Source organism: Thiomonas sp. DCM-2, assembly GCF_056820905.1.
On sequence record NZ_CM165962.1, the window covers coordinates 2519814 to 2537864 of the forward strand.

An 18051-nucleotide genomic window follows, 5' to 3' on the forward strand; every position below is an offset into this window, starting at 1 on the left:
TGCGCCGCGCTCACTTGCCGGCCTCCAGCCGCAGCTCGGCGGCGCGGGCGTGCGCGGTCAGGCGCTCGCCGTGGGCCAGCACGCTGGCAATCCGCCCCAGGGTCTGCGCGCCTTCGCGGCTGACCTCGATGAGGCTGGAGCGCTTGATGAAGTCGTACACCCCGAGCGGCGACGAGAACCGCGCCGTCCCCGAAGTGGGCAGCACATGGTTGGGGCCGGCGCAATAGTCGCCGAGCGACTCGGATGTGTAGGCACCGAGGAACAGCGCCCCGGCATGCTTGAGCGCCGGAACGTACTGCCGCGGATCGCGCGCGGAAATTTCGAGGTGCTCGGGGGCGATGCGGTTGGCCAGATCACAGGCCTGCGCCATGTCGCGCACGCGGATCAACGCGCCGCGGTCGTTGAGCGACGCGGTGATGATGTCACGGCGCGGCATCTCGGGCAGCAGGCGGTGGATGGCCGCGGCCACCGCATCGATATAGGCCGCGTCCGGGCACAGCAGAATGCTCTGCGCCAGTTCGTCGTGCTCGGCCTGGCTGAACAGGTCCATCGCCACCCAGTCGGGCGGGGTGCTGCCGTCGGCCAGCACCAGAATTTCGGAGGGGCCCGCGATCATGTCGATGCCGCACACGCCGAACACCCGGCGCTTGGCCGCAGCGACGTAGGCATTGCCGGGGCCGACGATTTTGTCCACCGCGGGCACGGTCGCCGTGCCATAGGCGAGTGCGCCCACCGCCTGCGCGCCGCCGATGGCAAACGCGCGGCTCACCCCGGCCACGGCGGCGGCGGCCAGCACCAGCGGGTTGCGCTCGCCGCCCGGGGTGGGCACGACCATGATGATCTCGTCCACCCCGGCGACATGCGCCGGAATCGCGTTCATCAGCACCGACGACGGGTACGCCGCCTTGCCCCCCGGCACGTAGATGCCGACGCGGTCGAGCGGGGTGACCTTTTGCCCGAGCAGGGTGCCGTCTTCGTCGCGGTATTCCCAGCTCTGCCCGACTTGCTGCAGTTGGTGCGCGTGATAGCGGCGCACGCGGTCTGCCGCGACCTCGAGCGCGCTGCGCTGCTCTGCGGGGATGGCGGCGAGCGCGGCGTGCAGCTCGGCCTGGCCGATCTCGAGCGTGGCCATGTCGTGGGCGTCGAGCCGGTCGAAGCGGCGGGTGTAGTCCAGCACCGCGGCATCGCCCCTGCTCTGCACATCGCGCAGGATGTCGGCAGCGCGGGAGTCGATCTCGGCGTTTTCTTCGGCCATGCGCGCGAACAGCGCACGGTACTGCGTCTCGAAGTCGGCGGCGGTGGCGTCGAGCCTGCGCAGTTGCAGGGCTTGGAGCGTGGCATTCATGCGGCGGTCTCCTCGGCAGGTTGCGAAGCCTGGCGCAGTTGGTCGATCAGCGGCTTGAGCAGCGCGGTGCGGGTTTTGAGCGCGGCCTGGTTGACGATCAGCCGCGCGGAAATATCCATGATGTGCTCGACCTCGACCAGCCCGTTGGCCTTGAGCGTGCCGCCGGTGGACACCAGATCGACGATGGCATCGGCCAGCCCGGTGAGCGGAGCAAGTTCCATCGAGCCGTAGAGCTTGACCAGATCGACATGCACGCCCTTGGTGGCGAAATGCTCGCGCGCCAGGTGAACATACTTGGTCGCCACACGCAGCCGGGCGCCCTGTTTCACCTGCGCGGCGTAGTCGAAATCCTTGCGCACCGCCACGCTCAGCCGACAGCGGGCAATGCCCAGATCGACCGGCAGGTAGAGGCCGTCCGCGCCATTGCCGGCGAAGTATTCGCGCAGCACGTCCAGCCCTGCCACGCCGATGTCGGCGCCGCCGTAACGCACATAGGTGGGCACGTCGCTGGCGCGCACCAGCACCACGCGCACATCGGGCCGGTTGGTCGGCAGGATGAGCTTGCGGGTGGACTCGGGATCGCCCGACACCGTGATGCCCGCGCGCGCGAGCATGGGCAGGGTGTCTTCGAAAATGCGTCCCTTGGACAGGGCGAGGGTCAGCATGCGGTCAGCCTCCGGGAGATGTCTTGATGCGCTCGATGTCCGCGCCCAGTCCGCGCAGTTTCACTTCCATGGCGTCATAGCCGCGATCGAGGTGGTAGATGCGGTCGATCTGTGTCTGCCCCTCGGCTGCCAGCCCGGCCACCACCAGCCCGGCCGAAGCGCGCAGGTCGGTGGCCATGACGTTGGCGCCAGAGAGCTGCGGCACGCCTCGCACCACGCAGGTGTGGCCGTCGATGTCGATCTGCGCGCCCAGCCGCACCAGCTCCTGCACATGCATGAAGCGGTTTTCGAAAATGGTCTCCGTCATGCGCGCCGCGCCATCTGCCAGACAGTTCACCGCCATGAACTGCGCCTGCATGTCGGTGGCGAACCCCGGGTATTCGGTGGTGCGCACCGAGACCGCGCGCGGACGTCCGCCCGGCAACGCATCGGCGCGCAGGCGAATCCAGTCGGCGCCGGTGTCGATGTGGGCACCGGCCTCGCGCAGCTTGTCGAGCAGCGCATCCTGGTGCGTCGGCTCGGCCCCCTGGACGGTGATGTCGCCCCGCGTGGCCAGCGCCGCGCACAGAAAGGTGCCAACCTCGATGCGATCGGGAATGATGCGGTGCTCCACTCCCTGCAGGGACTGCACACCCTGGATGCGGATCTGCGAGCTGCCATCGCCGCTGATCTGCGCCCCCATGCCACGCAGCAGATTGGCCAGATCGATGATCTCGGGCTCGCGCGCGGCGTTGTCGATCAGGGTCTCGCCCTCGGCCAGCGCGGCGGCCATCATCAGGTTCTCGGTCCCGGTCACAGTCACCATGTCGGTGGTGATGCGCGCGCCGCGCAGGCGCCCAGACGGTGTGCTGACGCGGGCAACGATATAGCCATGCTCCACCTCGATCTGCGCGCCCAGCGCCTGCAGCCCCTTGATGTGCTGATCGACCGGACGCGCGCCAATGGCGCAGCCGCCGGGCAGACTCACCCGCGCCTGGCCGAACCGCGCCAGCAGCGGCCCAAGCACCAGAATCGACGCGCGCATGGTCTTGACCAGGTCGTACGACGCCTCGAAGTGGTTTACTGCCGCGGCGTCGAGGTGGATGTCGCCACCCTCCTGTTCGACCCGCACGCCCAGGCTGCGCAGCAGTTTGGCCAGGGTGCGCACATCCATGAGTTGCGGCGCGTTGTGCAGGTGCACGCGCTCTGCGGTCAGCAGCGCGGCGGCCATCAGCGGCAGCGCGGCGTTCTTCGCCCCGCTGGCCTGCACCACGCCCTGCAGCACACGCTGCCCGGTAATTCTGAGTTTGTCCATGACGACCTTCGGGCCGACAGCGAATGGGCTGCACGGCGGGCACGCATCGGCGCGTGCGAAAAAGTGGCGATTTTAGGCGTTCGGCAATGCCGCGAATTCCTGGGGGGTGAGGGTCTTCATCGACAGCGCATGGATTTCCGCGCGCATGCGCTCTCCCAGTGCGGCGTAGACCAGTTGATGGCGCTGCACCCGGCTGCGGCCCTCGAACGCGGCACTGACGATGGTGGCGTAGAAATGCTGGCCATCGCCCTCGACCTGCAGATGGCTGCAGTCCAGTCCGTCGGCGATGTAGCGGTGAAGATCTTGTGGGGTCGGCAGGGGCATGGTCAATTTCGAAGTTTGGTGCCGCGCATCAGCATCATCATGGCGATGCCGCCGCACAGCAGATTGCCGAGCATCGCCGCCAGCAGGCTGATCCAGGGCGACACATCGCCTGCACCAAAGAAGCCATAGCGAAAGCCGTCGATCAGATAGAAAAACGGATTGAGGTGCGACGCAGCCTTCCAGAAGCCAGGCAAGGTATGCACCGAGTAGAACACGCCCGACAGAAAGGTCGCCGGGGTGATGATGAAGTTCTGGAACGCTGCCATCTGGTCGAATTTTTCCGCCCAGATCCCTGCAATCAGTCCCAGCGCGCCCAGCATGCTCGCGCCCAGTACCGCGAACACCAGAATCCACAGCGGATAGACAAAGCTCAGCGGCACGAACCACACCGTGACCAGCAAGACGCCCGCCCCGACAATCAGACCGCGCAGCACGGAGGCGCCCACATACGCGACGAACAGTTCCCAGGGCTTGAGCGGCGAGAGCAGCACGAACACCAGATTGCCGGTGATCTTGGACTGGATCAGCGACGACGAGGTGTTGGCAAACGCGTTCTGCAGCACGCTCATCATCATCAGCCCCGGGATGAGGAAGGCGGTGTACGGCACATGGCCATAGACCTGCATGTGCGCGGTGAACGCATGCGAAAAGATCAGCAGATACAGCAGCGCCGTGACCACCGGAGCGGCCACGGTCTGGAAACCCACCTTGAGAAAACGCTGCAATTCCTTTTGCAGCAGGGTTTGCAGTCCGGTCATCTGGAGGCTCCGATCAGTTCGAGAAACACGTCTTCCAGATCGGCACGGCGCAACTCCAGCTCATCAATCTCGCAACCCGCCTGGCGCAGCGCGGCCAGTTGATGCTCCACATCCTCTGCCCCACGCACAGGCAGCGCCACGCGCCCGCCCTGCTGTTCCACGCCCATCTCTGCGGGCAGTTGCCCCTTGAGCAAACGGAAATAGAGCACCGACGAAGCAAAGCGCTGCAGCAGCGCTTCGGTGCGGTCGAGCGCCACGACCTTGCCGCGCTTGATCACGGCAATGCGCTTGCACAGCGCCTCGGCTTCCTCGAGGTAGTGCGTGGTCAGCAGCACGGTGTGACCTTCGGCGTTGAGCCGGGCGATGAACTCCCACAGCGACTGGCGCAGTTCCACATCCACCCCGGCGGTCGGCTCGTCGAGCACGATGACCTGCGGGCGGTGCACCAGCGCCTGCGCCACCATCACGCGGCGTTTCATGCCACCCGACAATGCGCGCATGTTCTTGTCCGCCTGCGCGGTGAGTCCCAGGTTGTGCAGCAGTTCGTCGATCCAGGCGTCGTTGCGCCGGAAACCGAAATAGCCCGACTGGATGCGCAGCACCTGACGCACCGTAAAGAACGGATCGAACACCAGTTCCTGCGGCACCACGCCCAGCAGGCGACGTGCCGCGGCGGCATCGAGTTGCACGTCATGGCCCTGCACCAGCACCCGGCCAGACGTGGGGCGGGTGAGCCCGGCGAGCATGCTGATCAGCGTGGTCTTGCCCGCACCATTGGGGCCAAGCAAACCGAAAAACTCTCCTTCGGCAACGTCGAGCGCGACGCCGTCGACCGCGGTGTGCTGGCCATAGCGCTTCTCGACATGATCAAAGGAAACTGCTGCAGTAGAGGTCATGGAAACAACAGAAAGCGCCGGAGGGACGATGCAAGGCATCGCGTCGCACCGGCGCAAGACGCACGATCAGGGCTGCGCGGTGACCGGGGCGATGAGGAAATCCAGTCCGTACGCCCGCGCCAGATCCCCCAGACGCTGGGGCACGCCGCGGACCTGCAAGACTTGATCCGGCGCGGCACGGCGCAATTCGAGCAGCAGGGCGAGACCCGCGGAATCGAAGGTCTGCAGCGCGCTGGCATCGATTTCCCAGGGGGTGGCTTGCGCCGCCAGCGCCGATAGCGCCTGACGCCGCACCGCAGTCGCGGTGTCCAGCGTCAATTCAGCGGGCAGAGCGAACAAAGGCATGGTGATGACTGCAGAATCAGCCGGCCGTCTTGGCCTGGGCCAGGGTCTGATTCTTTTCTTTCAGCGTGGCGATCAGACCGTCGATGCCCTTCTGCCCGATTTCCTGCGCAAACACGCTGCGATAGTTGTCGACCAGCCAGATGCCCATCACATTGACATCGGTGATCTTCCAGCCAGCCGGGGTGTTTTCCAGGCGATAGTCGAGTTGCAGGGGCTCGCCGTTGTTGATGACGCGGGTGCGCACGGTCACGTCCTGCGCATTGGCAGGCTCGCGGTACGGCAGCAGCTTGACCTTCTGATCCTTGATCTGCTTGACCGCGCCAGCATAGGTGTAGACCAGCAACTGTTTGAACTGCTGCTCCAGCGCCGCGCGCTGCGCAGGCGTGGCTTCACGCCAGTAGCGGCCAACCGCGCTCTGGGTGATTTTCTGGAAATCCACATTCGGCAGGATTTTGGTTTCGACAAACTGCATGACCACTTCGGGATTGCCGGTGCGCAGCTTCGGGTCCTGCTGCACGTCGCGAATGATCTCGTTGGACATGGTCTCGATCAGTTGCGGCGGGGTCAGCGCATCGGCCGCATGGGCAGCCGCAGGCAGGCCCGCGATCAGCGCAACCGAGGACAGGGAAAAAGCCATGAAGAGCCGTCGAAGCATGGGAGGTACTCCAGTGTTGGTGTCGTGATCGATTAACGGCCGGCCACCCCGCAGGATGACAGCGCGCAGATTCAGGGGGCGGCGTCGCCTGTCTTTGGAGTGCTCGCCGCGACTGCAGGCATCGCGGGTGCCGTACCGGGGATGCCGCCATTCTCTGGGCCGTAGCTGTACTTGGCCAGAGGATTGGGCTCGCCCAGATCGATGAAGGGGCGGTCGCGCACCTCCTCAACCTGCGACTTGCGGCGTTGTTCGTAGGCACTGCGGGTGAAAACATAAGGGTCGAGCGAAATCTGGTCGAACAGATTGGAGGCGTCGAGCAGGTTGGCGCGGGTGTTCACCAGATTCAATGCCAGCGCACCGTAACTCGCGCTGGGCGGGCTGACCTGGGCAGTCGGCCCGTAGGCGAGGAACACGCCGGTGCCCGCTGCATCGCGCACCGTGCTCGGACCGTAGAACGGCAGCACCACATACGGCCCAGAACCCACACCCCAGCGCGCCAAAGTGAGGCCAAAATCGTTGGGATGCTTGTAGATGCCCATTTCGGTCGCGATGTCCAGGGTGCCGAACAGCCCGAACACCGAGTTGACGCCCACGCGCATGAAGGTGCTCAGGCCATCATGCACATTGCCCTGCAGAAAATCATTGGTCATCGACCACACATCGCCGAAATTGCCGAAGAAGTTGGTGACACCGTGACGGATGGGCGTCGGCGTGATGTCCTTGTACCCGGTCGCAACAGGCTTGAGCACGGCCCGGTCCACCTTGTCGTTGATGGTGAACATCGCGCGGTTGTAGGGTTCGAGCGGGTCTTGCGGATTGTGCGTGGCACAGCCGCCCAGCGCCGCCAGCACCAGCACGGGCAGAAGACGGGTGAGTTGCTTCATTTGCTGTCCCCCGCGCCGCTGGATGCAGCCTTGTTGTAGAGAAACTGGCCGATCAGGTTTTCCAGCACCACGGCCGACTGGGTGTTGCGGATGACTGAACCATTGGTGAGATTTTTCTCACTGCCGCCGGGGCTGAAGTCGACGTACTGATCGCCGAGCAGTCCGGCTGTGAGGATCTTGGCCGAGGTATCGACCGGAAATTTGAACCGCTGGTCAATGGCCATGTGCACATCGGCCTGGAAGGTCTGATTGTCGAAGCTGATGGAGGTCACCCGCCCGACGACCACACCTGCGCTCTTGACAGGAGCACCCGCCTTCAGCCCGCCAATGTTGTCGAACCGCGCTGTCACTGAATAGGTCGGCCCCCAATTGATCTGCAACAGGTTGCCCGCCTTGAGCGCCAGGAAGAGCAGGGCCGCCGCGCCCAGCACGACCAGAATACCCACCCAGAGATCGATTTTTCGTTGATTCATTTGCGACAACTCCAGGGCCTCATGCCCTCAGGTGCTGAACATCATGGCGGTCAGCACGAAATCCAGTGCCAGCACCGCCAGCGACGCGATGACGACGGTGCGCGTCGTGGCGCGCGAGACGCCTTCGGGCGTGGGCTGGCTGCGCCAGCCTTGCAACAGCGCAACGAAAGTGACCGCCAAGCCGAACACCACACTCTTGATGACTCCGTTGCCAACGTCCTTGAACACATCGACCCCGCTTTGCATCTGCGACCAGAATTGCCCGGCGTCCACGCCGATCATCACCACGCCAACCACATAGCCCCCCATGATGCCCACCGCGCTGAACACAGCCGCCAGCAGGGGCATCACGATGACCCCCGCCCAGAACCGCGGCGCGAGCACGCGCACCACCGGATCGACCGCCATCATTTCCATGGCCGCAATCTGCTCGCCCGCTTTCATCAGGCCGATCTCGGCTGTGAGCGAGGTGCCGGCACGGCCGGCAAACAGCAGGGCCGTGACCACCGGCCCGAGTTCGCGCACCAGCGACAGGGCCACCAGCACCCCGAGTGCGCTCGATGAACCGTAGCGCGACAGGGTGTAGTAACCCTGCAGCCCAAGCACGAAGCCGACGAACAACCCGGACACGGCAATGATGACCAGCGACAGATTGCCGAGAAAATACATCTGCTGAATCAGCAGACTCGGGCGCATGAACACGCGGCCGACCAACAGCAGCAGCCGGGCGAACAGCCGGGCCGCGTAGCCGAGATCGCTCAACAGCTTGCGCGTTGCGGCGCCGATGGAGACCAGTCTGTCCGTGACCATCACGCGCGCCCTCCGTGCCCCGCTGCCGCGTGCAGGAAATCGTCATCGATGGCCGCCGCGGGGTAATGAAAGTGCACCGGACCGTCCGGCTCGCCCCGCACGAACTGATGCACCAGCGGATCGGCGCTCTCGCGCATCTGCTGCGGCGTGCCGTGGGCAATCAGACTGCCGTTGCCAAGGATGTAGACATAATCGGCGATGTCGAAAGTCACCTCGACGTCGTGCGACACCACGATGCTGGTCAAGCCGAGCGCGTCGTTGAGGCTGCGGATCAACCGGGCCGAGATGCCCAGCGAAATGGGATCGAGGCCGGCAAACGGCTCGTCATACATCACCAGCGCAGGATCGAGTGCGATGGCCCGGGCCATGGCCACGCGCCGCGCCATGCCGCCCGAGAGCTCGGCCGGATAAAGGTCGCGCGCGCCGCGCAGGCCGACCGCGTTGAGCTTCATCAGCACCAGGTCGCGGATCATCGATGCCGGAAGATCGGTGTGTTCGCGCAGCGGAAATGCCACGTTGTCGAACACGCTCATGTCCGTGAACAGCGCGCCGAACTGAAACAGCATGCCCATGCGCCGTCGCATGGCAAAGATCTGGTTTTGATCGGCGCCGGCCAGGTCCTGCCCCTCGAACCGCACCGAACCGCGCTGCGGCTTGACCTGCCCGCTGATGAGACGCAACAGCGTGGTCTTGCCGCCTCCCGAGGCGCCCATGACCGCGACCACTTGGCCGGGATGAATGGTCATGTCGATGTTGCGCAGAATCAGGCGCTCGCCATAGCCAAAATCGAGCGCGTCGATCTGAACGATGGCCGGGGCGGGCGACACGGGCATGGGATTTGTGAAAGTGGCTTTCAAGGACGACGTTGCAACGCACCATCAAGACTTCAGACGGGCAGTCTGCGCTCAAAACAGCAGGTCATTCTAGGGATTTCCCGATCTGTCTGCCGAACCACGCCAAACCACGGGGCAGTAGCATCACAGACCATTCTTGGAACATTGCCACACATGCCCGGACCCACCGTCGAATTCTGGAACGAACGTTTCCGCACGCACACGACTGGATGGGATCGCGGCGGCGTTCACCCCCATCTGCTGCGCTGCCTGGCCTCTGGCGAATTGCGGCCGTGCCGCATCCTGGTTCCGGGGTGCGGCGCGGGCCATGAAGTCGTGCATCTGGCCACTGCCGGTTTCGAGGTCACGGCGCTGGACTATGCGCAGGAGGCGGTCGATCGACTCAGGCAGCGCTTGCGCGAGCGCGGTTTGCAGGCGACGGTGCTGCAGGCCGATGTGCGGCAATGGGATGCGCCGCAAGCGTTCGATGCCATCTGGGAGCAGACCTGTCTGTGCGCGCTCTACCCGGATGACTGGGCCCAATACGCGCAGCGCCTGCATCGCTGGCTGCAGCCACAGGGCAGACTCTTTGCCCTGTTCATGCAGGCCGCCAAACCCGGTGCTGCCGAGGGCAAGATTGAAGGCCCGCCCTACCACTGCGACATCCTGGCAATGCGTGCAGTCTTTCCGTCCCATCTGTGGCACTGGCCCAAGCCGCCCTACCCGCGCGTCCCCCACCCAGGCGGCTCAGCGGAACTGGCACTTGTTCTGACGCCCAGCGCAATTGCGGCGGAAGATTAGGACTTGTTCACGCCACATCCGCCCCTGCGCTGGCGCGCACCACATCAGCGGACTCAACGGGCTCACGGGGCGTTTTTGTACCGTTTCGTGCATTCAGGCAGCGAAACTCCCAGGCGCGCAACTTGTTCTGATCGAGAATTTCCACCCCGCCGTATTGCAAGCGCAACACACCGTCGGTCTCCAGCCGCTGAAACGCCTGATTCACCCGTTGGCGAGACAAATTGCAAAGTTGCCCGATTTCCGACTGGGTTACCCGTAGTGCCCCACCATTCGCCCCAGCCAGGGGATGAAACAAATGGCGCAGCGTGCGCGCAACAATGGATTCCGCGCCGCCCTGATGATCATCCAATGCCTGCAGAGTCATCAGCTCCAGGCGGTCATTGAGTTGCTGCAGCAGATAATGGCTGAAACCGATATTCCGATCCAGCAGCCAGAGAAACGTCTCCCGGGGAACCAGCGCCAGTTCGCAATCTCGAATGGCGAGAGCCTGATAACGCCAGACCCCTTGGCGCATCAATGTTCCTTCGCCAAACCAGCCCCCGGCGCCGATACCGGAATAGACCAGCGGCTTTCCGCTCACCGTCGTGACGTTGAATTTGGCGAGACCGGACATCACGCCAATCCAATGCAGAGCGGGCATGCCGTAACGCTGCAGTGGCTCTCCGCTGCGCACAGCCTGGTAAGACACTTCGGAAACCACGCGCGCCTTCTCGGCCGGTTGCAGGCGCCCCCACCAGCCACTCCGTGCTGCCCAGTTTGGAATTTTGCAATCGTTCATCGCATCGCTCATCAAGATGAGTCTGTATGCTCGTCATTTTCCATCACCCATGGCGCTGCAACTTGTAATCGTCATGTCAGAACGAAAGCACCAATGACAAAGACCGGGAAAGTCCCCGGTCTTTGTCATTGGTTACGCTGCGCCGCAACCGAGCGGCGGCAGATGGTGAAATCTGCAGATCAAATCAGGAAGGATTCCTTGCTCTTGCCGCTGTCGACAGCATTTTGCAGCCAGCGCGGCATCTTTCCGCGCCCGGTCCAGGTTTCCCCGGTTTGTGCATTGCGATATTTGGGTGCAACCGTCGACCCTTTGGAAGATGCACCGGCACGGCGCGAGCCGAGATCGGCAAGGGTAATGCCGTATTCGTCCATTTTTGCGCGAATATCCGCCACCACTGCCGCAATTTCCGCCTTGCGCTGGGCCTCGGCCTGTTGTTTGAGCGCTTCGATTTGTGACTGCAATTCTTTATAGGTTGCCATGTGTTTCTGCTCCTGCGTTGAAAGTTGAAACGATGCAGATCATACGACAGAACAACAAATAAAAAAGCCCGCATCAAACGGGCCTTTCAAAGTGGTGCCTTCAAAATCGGCAAAGTGTTTTCGTGAATTACTCGATCGCCTTGGTGATGTCCTCGACCACCTTCTTCGCATCGCCAAAGACCATCATGGTCTTGTCCATGTAAAACAATTCATTGTCCAGACCAGCATATCCAGCCGCCATCGAGCGCTTGTTCACGATCACCGTTTTCGCCTTGTAGGCCTCGAGAATCGGCATGCCGGCAATCGGTGATTTTGGATCGGTTTTAGCTGCGGGATTGACCACATCGTTGGCGCCAAGAATCACCGCCACGTCCGCCTGCCCGAATTCGGGGTTGATGTCGTCCATCTCAAAAACCTGATCGTACGGGACTTCGGCTTCTGCGAGCAGCACATTCATATGGCCGGGCATGCGACCAGCCACCGGGTGAATGGCATATTTCACCTGCACGCCGTGTTCGGTGAGTTTCTGCGCGAGTTCCTTGACCGCATGCTGTGCGCGTGCGACCGCCAGGCCATATCCCGGGACGATAATCACGGTTTCGGCATTCGACAGCAGGAATGCGGCGTCATCTGCGCTGCCCGACTTGACCGCGCGCTGCTGGGTTTGCGCCCCGCTGCCTGATGCCTCCGCGCCAAAGCCACCCAGAATCACGCTGATGAACGACCGATTCATCGCCTTGCACATGATGTAGCTCAGAATCGCACCTGACGACCCTACCAGCGATCCGGCGATGATGAGCATATTGTTCTCGAGCGAAAAACCAATGCCCGCAGCCGCCCAGCCGGAGTAACTGTTGAGCATGGACACGACCACCGGCATGTCGGCACCGCCGATCGGAATAATGATCAGCACACCCAGAACAAACGCCAGCGCCATCATGATGAGAAATGGCGTCCACGACAACGTGGCAAAAAACCAGATGCCACAGGCCACTGCGGCCAGGCCAATGAGCAGATTCACCCAGTGCTGGGCAGGAAAACGCACAGGCGCGCCCTGAAACAGCCGGAACTTGTAACGTCCGGACAATTTGCCGAAAGCAATGACGGAGCCGCTGAAAGTCACGGCGCCGATGATGGTGCCTATGAACAGTTCGACGCGATTGCCCGCCGGCAGCGGATCTCCCGCTGCCTGAACGATGCCAAAGGCATGCGGTTCTGCCACGGCCGCAACGGCAATGAACACCGCTGCCAGACCGATCATGCTGTGCATGAAAGCCACGAGTTCCGGCATTTTGGTCATTTCAACCCGGTTGGCCATGACCGCGCCAATCCCGCCACCGACCACCAGCCCGAGGAGCACATAACTCAGGCCCAGCGTACCGGCGTCCCCACCGATCTTGATAATCAGCGCAACCGTGGTGAGGACAGCGATCCCCATGCCGACCATGCCAAACACATTCCCGCGCCGGCTGGTTGTCGGATGTGACAGCCCCTTGAGCGCCTGAATGAAAAAGACCGCTGCCAGCAAATACAGCAGGGTGACCAGATTCATACTGAGAGTCATACCTTGATTCCTTGGTGCTGCACGCGGAGGTTGGTGTGTCGAAATGATTTGAATGGCATTGCGTTCACCACAACCGCGTCAGTGAGCCGTTGGGATGTCTATTATTTTTTTTCGCCGGTTTTCTTCTTGAACATGGCCAGCATGCGCCGGGTCACAAGAAACCCGCCAAACACATTCACCGCAGCCAGAGCCACGGCCAGAGTCCCCATCACCTTGCCCAGCGGAGTGACGGTCAGCGCGGCGGCAAGCATGGCCCCGACAATGATGATGGCGGAAATTGCATTGGTCACCGCCATGAGCGGCGTATGCAATGCCGGCGTGACATTCCAGACCACGTGATAGCCGACATAGATGGCCAGAACAAAAATGGTGAAGTTGATCACCAGGGGAGAGATTTCATGCATGGTTCAGAGTCCTTCGTCTTCGATCGGAATGGATTGCTCGTTGCGATTCAGGCGGCGATTCAGGCCGTCTTGCGCAGCAGTTGCCCGTCGCGGCACATCAGACAGGCCGCGACAATATCGTCTTCCATGTTGACGACAAAACCCTTTTCCTTGTCGAACACCAGTTTGAGAAAATCGAGCACATTGCGCGCATAAAGCGCTGAGGCATCCGCCGCAACCAGGGCGGGCAGATTGGTTTCACCCACCAGCGTGACACCATGCTTGACAACGGTTTTCCCCGCCTCGGTCAACGGGCAGTTACCGCCCTGCGCCGCTGCCATGTCGATAATCACCGAGCCCGGTTTCATCGACTTGACCATGTCTTCGGTAATCAGCACCGGTGCGCGGCGTCCGGGAATGAGCGCAGTGGAAATCACCACATTGGCCTGCTTGACCCGCTCGGCGACCTGCGCAGCCTGGCGCTGCATCCAGCTTGCAGGCATGGGCCGGGCGTAACCGCCCACGCCTTGTGCAATATCGCGCTCCTCATCGGTTTCAAATGGCACATCGATGAATTTGGCGCCCAATGATTCCACTTGTTCCTTCACCGCGGGCCGCACATCGGAGGCCTCGATCACGGCGCCGAGGCGCTTTGCGGTGGCAATGGCCTGCAAACCCGCAACGCCCGCACCCAGAACCACCACACGGGCCGCCTTGACCGTGCCGGCTGCCGTCATCAGCATGGGCATGAAGCGCTGGTAGATGTTTGCCGCGAGGATGACCGCCTTGTAACCGGCAATATTGGCCTGGCTGGACAACACGTCCATGCTCTGAGCCCGGGAGGTACGGGGGGCAGCTTCGAGAGCGAAGGCGGTCAGGCCAGCGGCCGTCATGGCCTGGAGGCCATCGACGCTGAACGGATCGAGCATACCCACCAGCACGGTGCCAGGTTTCATCAAGGCCAGTTCATCCGCCGTGGGCGGGCGCACCTTCAACACCATCTCGGCAGCAAACGCCTCGTCACGACCGACAATGGTCGCACCTGCGGCGATGTAATCTGCATCCGGTGCATCTGCGTGCACTCCGGCATTGGCCTGCATCGCGATGGAGTGCCCCTGGGCGACCAACTTCTTGACTGTTTCCGGTGTTGCTGCAACACGGGCTTCGCCGGCCAGGGTTTCTGCCGGAATGCCAATACGCATGGAGTCTCTCCTATGAAATCTTCTTTATTCAGGTCTGAAAACAGTTGAGAACCACGAGTCGCACAATACACGCCGACCTGCAACAACCCTGTTTGTTCGACCGATCCACCAAAGCTGCGCATTATCTCGCGTTTTCCCTAGGGTTGCTCAGACGCAAATGGCCGACACGCGGAAAACACTTTTGCATTTTCCAACAGCCTTGCCAAGTTCCTTCCCCAACCTTGCGAACACCGATTCAACATGCACCCACATCCCACTGCACGCCCGCGCGTGACTGTCGCCGCCCTGATTGAACAAGACGGCCGCTTCCTTCTGGTGGAGGAACAGACACCGGACGGTCTTCGACTGAACCAGCCTGCGGGCCATCTGGAGGCGGGCGAAAGTCCGCAGCAAGGCGTGGTGCGTGAAGCGCTGGAGGAAACCGGCCGGGTGTTCGCTCCACAGGGGCTGGTTGGTGTGTATCTGTCGCGCACAAGGCGCACCACCGAGCAGGGTGTGCAGGATGTGAGCTACCTGCGTCTTGCGTTTTTCGGGTCGGCTTCTGCCCCCGACCCCCAGCGCGCACTCGATGACGGCATCGTACGCACGCTGTGGATGGACGTCGACGCATTGCGTGCCAGCACCAGCCGCCATCGCAGCCCATTGGTGCTGCGCTGCGTGGAGGACTATCTGCTCGGGCAACGCTATCCGCTGGAACTGATCTCGACCGATCCGAGCGTGTTCTGACGCCGAGGCCCGTCAACGTCCAGCCCGACGGGTTTCTACAATTTGCGCATGATGACTTCTTCTCGCGGCACCGTGGTGGTCGGGCTATCCGGCGGCGTGGACTCCTCCGTGTCGGCCTGGCTGTTGAAGCAACAGGGCTACAACGTGGTGGGCCTGTTCATGAAAAACTGGGAGGACGACGATGACAGCGAATACTGCTCCTCCCGTCAGGACTGGCTCGACGCGGCCAGCGTGGCAGACCGCATCGGCATCGACATCGAGGCGGTCAATTTCGCCGCGGAATACAAAGAGCGCGTGTTCGCAGAATTCCTCCAGGAATACGCCGCCGGGCGCACACCAAACCCTGACGTGCTGTGCAATGCCGAGATCAAGTTCAAGGCGTTTCTCGACCACGCCATGCGCCTGGGTGCGGACAGAATCGCCACCGGGCATTACGCGCGGGTGCGACAGACAGACCAGGGATTCGCCTTGCTGCGCGGCCTCGATCCCGCCAAGGACCAGAGCTACTTTCTGCACCGGCTCAACCAGACGCAGCTCGCGCGCACACTCTTTCCAGTCGGCGAACTGGAGAAGACCGCGGTGCGCCGCATCGCCGCCGAGATCGGCCTGCACAATGCGCGCAAGAAAGATTCCACCGGCATCTGCTTCATCGGTGAGCGTCCGTTCCGCGAGTTTCTCGGACGCTATCTGCCGACGCGGCCTGGGCCGATGAACACGCCGGAGGGCAAGACCGTGGGCCAGCATGTGGGCCTCGCCTTCTACACCCTGGGGCAACGCAAGGGCATCGGTCTGGGCGGCAGCAAAACAGGCAACGGCGAACCCTGGTTCGTCGCGGGAAAAGACCTGGGAAGCAACACCCTGATCGTGGCGCAAGGCCATGACCATCCGCTGCTGCAAAGCCGCTCGCTCCGGGCCCTGTCGGCCAGTTGGGTGGCCGGGCAGGCGCCTGGCGATGGTGCGGTGCTGGGTGCGAAAACCCGCTACCGACAAACCGACGCGGTGTGCCGCTACCGCGCGCGCAGCGCATCGGAGTTTGCCCTGGATTTTCAGACGCCGCAGTGGGCGGTCACGCCGGGGCAATCGGCGGTGCTGTATGCAGGGGAGGTGTGCCTGGGCGGCGGCATCATCGAGGCCGCTGCAAGTTGAAGGCGCAGGAACGCAGGCCTGCGCAGCAGACGCTCAGGACATGCGCGCCAGCAGGGTTTCCACTTCGTCGAGCATGGCGCTGAGCCTGGGCTGATGGCCATCCTCCGCCGTTTCCAGACGGCCGTCGAGTTCCTGTTCGAGATAGCACACGGTCATGCGCACGAAGGTGCTGTCGAGCGCCTTGCGCACTGCCGACAGTTGCTGCGCCACCTTCAGACAGGGCTCGCCTTCTTCGATCATGCGCTGGACGCCGCGCATCTGCCCTTCGGCGCGCTTGAGTCGGTTGAGAATGTCCGTGCGCGAGGCTTCGTTGGTCAGGACTGACATGGTGATGGCTCCGGGAATCTGTAAGGGCTTGGTACTGCGCTTCATCCAATCGTCTCCATCATAGGCGTGTCATTTCCGTCCGTGTCGGCGTGGCAGTGATGTGCCTCAGGCGGAATGAATCAGGGCCACGGGTTCGGGCGCCAGCAGAGTGCCGTCGCGCAGGCCGCGGGCGGTCGCCAGGGTCAGCCAGCCGATGATCACCGAGGCCAGTGCCAGCGCGAGAATCGCAAAGGTCTGCAGGGCGCCGTTCTGCGTGACCAGGGCCAGATGCATCGACAGACCGGCAAATGCCGCCAACGGAAACGACAGCGCCCAGTGCCCGATGGTGAATGCCTCCTGCATCATCGGCTTGAAAGACAGGAAGCTCAGCACGACAAAAAACAGCGCAATGCCCCAGGCGCCCTCCAGGGCTTCGACAGGGACGCCGATCTGCGCCAGTCCGAGGCCGCCGGCCGCGGGCGGGGCGATGGTGATGAACAGCATGGGCAACAGCTTGCGTGGCAGCATGCCATGAGCAGCAATTCGCACCATGAACAGCAACTGCACGACCAGAAAAAAGAACGCGCCCACCGCCCACTGCGCCACGGACCAAGTGGAAAATCCGAGCGCCACCCCGGCATACGGCACAACGACATTGCCGGCAGCGGCGAGGAACAGTGCCGGGGTGACCCCCGCCCAGTTCGGCCCCTTGTCGGTGGCTGCCTGCAGGCGAAAGCGGTGGAACACCCAGACCGTCACGCCCAGTTGCGCCAGCGCGCCGATCATCCAGAACCCAGCCATCCAGGCGTGACTGACGCCCAGCACCTGCACCGCAAATCCGGCTACCACCAGCATGGCCATCGGAATCATGGCCAGCAGAGGATGACGGACCGGGTGGCGCAAATCGGCGAGTAGATCCGGGGCATGCCTCTGGAGGCGAACCCCGGTCAAGGCCAGCAGAACAATCAGCGCAGCAATGGCTGCCCAGCCCAGGCCTTGCGCAATGCCTGCTGCGGGCTCACCAAGCAAGGGCGTTGCCTGATGCCAGGCCAGACCCAGTCCGCCCCAGCCCATGACCAGCGCGAACCAGCCGGGGGCGAGGAATTTGAGCCGGGGCTGTGCGGTGCGCGCCATGCTCATGCGCGATCAGCCGCAGCAGTTGGCTTTGGAATCGGGCACGCCCAGCTTGCGCAGGAAAAACCCCAGCGGGCACAGGTTGGTGAAACCGAATTGCAGCAGGTTCGCGCCGACGAATGCGGTGAACAGCAAGAACCACTGCGAGACATACAGCGGGCTTGCCGGTGCGCCAAGCAGCACCGAGATCAGGATGAACGTGCCAGCGATGACACGGATGTAGCGTTCGACAGTCATTTCAAAATCTCCA

23 protein-coding genes are annotated in these 18051 nt (G+C 62.9%); 3 read left to right on the forward strand and 20 right to left on the reverse strand.

The genetic code is table 11. The annotated features are described in order from the left end of the window. Positions 1-10 precede the first annotated feature (10 nt). The 12 genes from hisD to AC1ZQA_RS12235 form a co-directional block, all read right to left on the reverse strand. Entirely contained in the window at positions 11-1345 is a 1335-nt protein-coding gene (gene hisD / locus AC1ZQA_RS12180; protein ID WP_482677135.1) for a histidinol dehydrogenase, read from the reverse strand. Continuing rightward, positions 1342-2010 (reverse strand): ATP phosphoribosyltransferase, encoded by a 669-nt coding sequence (gene hisG / locus AC1ZQA_RS12185; protein WP_482677136.1) that lies wholly within the window; start codon positions 2008-2010, stop codon positions 1342-1344. The genes hisD and hisG overlap by 4 nt, the downstream gene beginning before the upstream one ends. A 4-nt stretch (positions 2011-2014) precedes the next feature. Continuing rightward, entirely contained in the window at positions 2015-3304 is a 1290-nt protein-coding gene (murA, locus tag AC1ZQA_RS12190) for a UDP-N-acetylglucosamine 1-carboxyvinyltransferase (RefSeq protein WP_482677137.1), read from the reverse strand. A gap of 72 nt (positions 3305-3376) precedes the next feature. Beyond that, complete coding sequence (locus tag AC1ZQA_RS12195) at positions 3377-3628, reverse strand: BolA family protein (RefSeq protein WP_482677138.1); 252 nt, start codon at positions 3626-3628, stop codon at positions 3377-3379. A gap of 2 nt (positions 3629-3630) precedes the next feature. After that, positions 3631-4386 carry an ABC transporter permease gene (locus AC1ZQA_RS12200; protein WP_482677139.1) on the reverse strand — a complete coding sequence of 252 codons (756 nt, stop codon included), beginning with the start codon at positions 4384-4386 and terminating at the stop codon, positions 3631-3633. After that, positions 4383-5282 (reverse strand): ABC transporter ATP-binding protein, encoded by a 900-nt coding sequence (locus AC1ZQA_RS12205; protein WP_482677140.1) that lies wholly within the window; start codon positions 5280-5282, stop codon positions 4383-4385. The genes AC1ZQA_RS12200 and AC1ZQA_RS12205 overlap by 4 nt, the downstream gene beginning before the upstream one ends. Before the next feature lie 66 nt (positions 5283-5348). Next, positions 5349-5627: an STAS domain-containing protein gene (locus AC1ZQA_RS12210; protein ID WP_482677141.1), complete on the reverse strand. Its 279-nt coding sequence runs from the start codon at positions 5625-5627 to the stop codon at positions 5349-5351. Positions 5628-5643: 16 nt separating this feature from the next. Then, complete coding sequence (locus AC1ZQA_RS12215) at positions 5644-6264, reverse strand: MlaC/ttg2D family ABC transporter substrate-binding protein (protein WP_482677142.1); 621 nt, start codon at positions 6262-6264, stop codon at positions 5644-5646. Between the two features lie 89 nt (positions 6265-6353). Next, positions 6354-7166 (reverse strand): MlaA family lipoprotein, encoded by an 813-nt coding sequence (locus tag AC1ZQA_RS12220; RefSeq protein ID WP_482677143.1) that lies wholly within the window; start codon positions 7164-7166, stop codon positions 6354-6356. Further along, on the reverse strand, positions 7163-7639 hold the full coding sequence (mlaD, locus tag AC1ZQA_RS12225) for an outer membrane lipid asymmetry maintenance protein MlaD (protein WP_482677144.1): 477 nt from the start codon (positions 7637-7639) through the stop codon (positions 7163-7165). The genes AC1ZQA_RS12220 and mlaD overlap by 4 nt, the downstream gene beginning before the upstream one ends. A 27-nt stretch (positions 7640-7666) precedes the next feature. After that, positions 7667-8449 (reverse strand): lipid asymmetry maintenance ABC transporter permease subunit MlaE, encoded by a 783-nt coding sequence (gene mlaE / locus AC1ZQA_RS12230; RefSeq protein WP_482679328.1) that lies wholly within the window; start codon positions 8447-8449, stop codon positions 7667-7669. After that, on the reverse strand, positions 8449-9282 hold the full coding sequence (locus tag AC1ZQA_RS12235) for an ABC transporter ATP-binding protein (protein ID WP_482677145.1): 834 nt from the start codon (positions 9280-9282) through the stop codon (positions 8449-8451). The genes mlaE and AC1ZQA_RS12235 overlap by 1 nt, the downstream gene beginning before the upstream one ends. A 174-nt stretch (positions 9283-9456) precedes the next feature. Here AC1ZQA_RS12235 and AC1ZQA_RS12240 point away from each other — a divergent pair, with 174 nt between their 5' ends. Beyond that, the gene (locus AC1ZQA_RS12240) at positions 9457-10083 is read left to right on the forward strand and encodes a methyltransferase domain-containing protein (RefSeq protein ID WP_482677146.1); all 627 of its coding nucleotides are present in this window, start codon (positions 9457-9459) and stop codon (positions 10081-10083) included. A 7-nt stretch (positions 10084-10090) separates the two neighbouring features. On the opposite strand, the gene AC1ZQA_RS12245 is transcribed toward AC1ZQA_RS12240, so the two are convergent. The 5 genes from AC1ZQA_RS12245 to AC1ZQA_RS12265 form a co-directional block, all read right to left on the reverse strand. Further along, entirely contained in the window at positions 10091-10873 is a 783-nt protein-coding gene (locus AC1ZQA_RS12245) for a Crp/Fnr family transcriptional regulator (protein WP_482679329.1), read from the reverse strand. Positions 10874-11040: 167 nt separating this feature from the next. Beyond that, positions 11041-11340: an H-NS histone family protein gene (locus AC1ZQA_RS12250; RefSeq protein WP_482677147.1), complete on the reverse strand. Its 300-nt coding sequence runs from the start codon at positions 11338-11340 to the stop codon at positions 11041-11043. A gap of 127 nt (positions 11341-11467) precedes the next feature. Next, positions 11468-12904: an NAD(P)(+) transhydrogenase (Re/Si-specific) subunit beta gene (locus AC1ZQA_RS12255; RefSeq protein WP_482677148.1), complete on the reverse strand. Its 1437-nt coding sequence runs from the start codon at positions 12902-12904 to the stop codon at positions 11468-11470. A 101-nt stretch (positions 12905-13005) separates the two neighbouring features. Beyond that, positions 13006-13308: an NAD(P) transhydrogenase subunit alpha part 2 gene (locus AC1ZQA_RS12260; RefSeq protein ID WP_482677149.1), complete on the reverse strand. Its 303-nt coding sequence runs from the start codon at positions 13306-13308 to the stop codon at positions 13006-13008. 59 nt (positions 13309-13367) lie between these two features. Next, complete coding sequence (locus tag AC1ZQA_RS12265; protein WP_482677150.1) at positions 13368-14489, reverse strand: Re/Si-specific NAD(P)(+) transhydrogenase subunit alpha; 1122 nt, start codon at positions 14487-14489, stop codon at positions 13368-13370. A 240-nt stretch (positions 14490-14729) separates the two neighbouring features. Here AC1ZQA_RS12265 and AC1ZQA_RS12270 point away from each other — a divergent pair, with 240 nt between their 5' ends. Beyond that, positions 14730-15215 (forward strand): NUDIX hydrolase, encoded by a 486-nt coding sequence (locus tag AC1ZQA_RS12270; RefSeq protein ID WP_482677151.1) that lies wholly within the window; start codon positions 14730-14732, stop codon positions 15213-15215. A 51-nt stretch (positions 15216-15266) separates the two neighbouring features. Then, a complete protein-coding gene (gene mnmA, locus AC1ZQA_RS12275) occupies positions 15267-16361 on the forward strand; it encodes a tRNA 2-thiouridine(34) synthase MnmA (RefSeq protein WP_482679330.1) in 1095 nt (364 codons plus the stop codon). A 33-nt stretch (positions 16362-16394) separates the two neighbouring features. Here the strand turns inward: mnmA and AC1ZQA_RS12280 are convergent, their stop codons facing one another. Genes AC1ZQA_RS12280 through AC1ZQA_RS12290 form a run of 3 tightly spaced genes read right to left on the reverse strand, consistent with a single transcriptional unit; the run spans position 16395 to position 18038 of the window. After that, positions 16395-16733, reverse strand: a complete 339-nt coding sequence (locus AC1ZQA_RS12280; RefSeq protein ID WP_482677152.1) for a metal-sensing transcriptional repressor — start codon at positions 16731-16733, stop codon at positions 16395-16397. Between the two features lie 60 nt (positions 16734-16793). Continuing rightward, positions 16794-17801 (reverse strand): SLAC1 anion channel family protein, encoded by a 1008-nt coding sequence (locus AC1ZQA_RS12285; protein ID WP_482677153.1) that lies wholly within the window; start codon positions 17799-17801, stop codon positions 16794-16796. A gap of 12 nt (positions 17802-17813) precedes the next feature. Beyond that, entirely contained in the window at positions 17814-18038 is a 225-nt protein-coding gene (locus tag AC1ZQA_RS12290; RefSeq protein ID WP_482677154.1) for a YgaP family membrane protein, read from the reverse strand. Positions 18039-18051: the final 13 nt, after the last annotated feature.